The organism is Vibrio sp. Vb1337 (assembly GCF_033338715.1).
Classification (GTDB): Bacteria; Pseudomonadota; Gammaproteobacteria; order Enterobacterales; family Vibrionaceae; genus Vibrio; species Vibrio alginolyticus.
In genome coordinates this window covers 1-1,275 of the sequence record NZ_JAWOTD010000131.1, presented here as the reverse complement: position 1 = coordinate 1,275, position 1,275 = coordinate 1, and the positions used below count along the sequence as shown (strand labels likewise).

Below are 1,275 nucleotides of genomic sequence, written 5' to 3'. Positions count from 1 at the left end.
AGAACGCCCCCCTCACCGTATCCGACATATCCAGGAGGAGAGCCTAACAACAATGAAACCTTATGCTCTTCTTTGAATTCCGACATATTGATCGTGGTTACGTTGTCTTCGCTCCCATAAACTTTCTCTGCGATAGCAAGAGCGGATTCCGTTTTTCCGACACCACTAGGGCCAGTTAATAAAAACACGCCATTAGGTTTGGTTTCATCCGTCAATTGGGCACTTGCTGTTTTGATCACTTCGGACATGATTTCTAGAGCATGATCTTGCCCCACCACTCGCTCGCACAAGCTATCTTTTAGGTTAAGAACCGCTTCAATTTCGTCATCTTGCAATTTTCCAAGTGGAATGCCTGTCCAATCAGAAATTACCTCAGCAATCAAAGATTCATTCACATGAGAAAAGACTAAAGGTTGCGCGTTGAGCGCTAAGTTCGATTCGATTTCCTGTAATCGCTCTTTGTCACAGTCGGCATTCTCTTCTATCACCCTAGCTCTCAAGGACTTAGCTTCTTGAACCCACTGCTTTTCTTGTTCCCAAATTGCCTCTAATTCTATGACTTGATTAGATAACTCATCGATCTCATATCGAATATTATTAAGCTGTTCATCGTGACTTACGCCTAACAGAGCCTCTTTGGAAAGTTGTTGAAACTCCGCTTCTTTGATGTTTAGCTTTTTCTTTTTGCTATCCAACGCGCCCGGAGTGGCAGATTGGCTCAATGCAACACGCGAACATGCTGTATCTAATACCGATACTGCTTTATCTGGCAGTTGGCGTCCGTTAATGTAGCGAGCAGAAAGTTGTACCGCAGCATTCAGTGCTTGGCTTGTGATATAGACATCATGATGTTGCCCCATGATGTTAACCAAGCCTCTAAGCATATCTACCGCTAACTCAGGAGTCGGCTCGTCTACTTTCACAACCTGGAAGCGCCTCGTTAACGCGGCATCTTTCTCAAAATATTTTTTGTATTCAGCCCAAGTAGTTGCAGCGATGGTCCGTAACTCTCCTCGAGCCAACGCTGGTTTCAATATATTAGCAGCATCACCTTGTCCCGCTTGACCACCACCTCCGATTAGACCATGAGCTTCATCGATAAAAAGAATGATTGGCTGCGAAGATTCGTTAACTTCTCGAATGAGATTTTTAAGTCTGTTTTCAAACTCCCCTTTCATCCCCGCACCCGCCTGAAGCAAAGCAAGATCGAGTGATTTGATGGCAACATCATGTAAAGCCGGAGGAACATCCCCATCCACTATTTTTTGCGCCAGC

Annotated in this window: 1 protein-coding gene; it reads right to left on the bottom strand. The window is 44.8% G+C overall.

The genetic code is table 11. The features are described 5' to 3' along the window. Positions 1–1,275: AAA family ATPase (locus R7E42_RS24460; protein WP_318073158.1), on the bottom strand; the 1,275-nt coding region annotated here is incomplete at both ends.